The organism is Magnetococcus sp. PR-3, assembly GCF_036689865.1.
Taxonomy (GTDB): Bacteria; Pseudomonadota; Magnetococcia; order Magnetococcales; family Magnetococcaceae; genus Magnetococcus.
In genome coordinates this window covers 1-457 of sequence record NZ_JBAHUQ010000091.1, presented here as the reverse complement: position 1 = coordinate 457, position 457 = coordinate 1, and the positions used below count along the sequence as shown (strand labels likewise).

General features: G+C 61.3%; 2 protein-coding genes. Both read right to left on the bottom strand.

Annotated elements, in window-relative coordinates; genetic code table 11:
• Position 1: 1 nt before the first annotated feature.
• On the bottom strand, positions 2 to 217 hold the full coding sequence (locus V5T57_RS20685; RefSeq protein WP_332892601.1) for a hypothetical protein: 216 nt from the start codon (positions 215 to 217) through the stop codon (positions 2 to 4).
• A partial coding sequence (locus V5T57_RS20680) for a hypothetical protein (protein WP_332893168.1) occupies positions 214 to 457 on the bottom strand: 244 nt, incomplete at its 5' end. The genes V5T57_RS20680 and V5T57_RS20685, both read right to left, overlap by 4 nt.

Here is a 457-nt window from a genome sequence, read left to right as displayed (position 1 = left end):
CTCATGGCTCATCCGCCGTCTGTGCCGGCCGGTAGCGGTCTAGGGTGGCCAAGGATTGGTAGCTTTTAACCACGACATCCTGAGGGCAACCGGCCACCTGCCCTGGCTCCAGAATCACCCGCTTATAGCCCCCCGGATAGCGCCCATGCACCAGGGCATAATAGCGGGTGCCGCTCTGGGGTCCGGTTAAGGTAATGACATCTTCACGCGCACTCATGCGGCCCCTCCATCGGTAATGGTCCAAGCATCGTCATTAATCATCGCCGTGCGGGCGGTTTCTGCCGCCCCACCGCTGGTGTAGTTCGAGGCCCCAAAATCCACACTCACCCCGCTCTGCAACGCTTGCCCGCTCCAGGCCAGCAGCAGCGCATCGTATGCGGGGGTGGTAAGTCCCGGCGTGCTCTTTAGGAACCAATCGGCATAGAGAACCGAAGTCACATCCCACCCGGAGAGATCC

Excerpts from the sequence above, each read along its gene's own strand:
- V5T57_RS20685 (WP_332892601.1), bottom strand. The coding sequence starts at position 217 with ATGAGTGCGCGTGAAGATGTCATTACCTTAACCGGACCCCAGAGCGGC.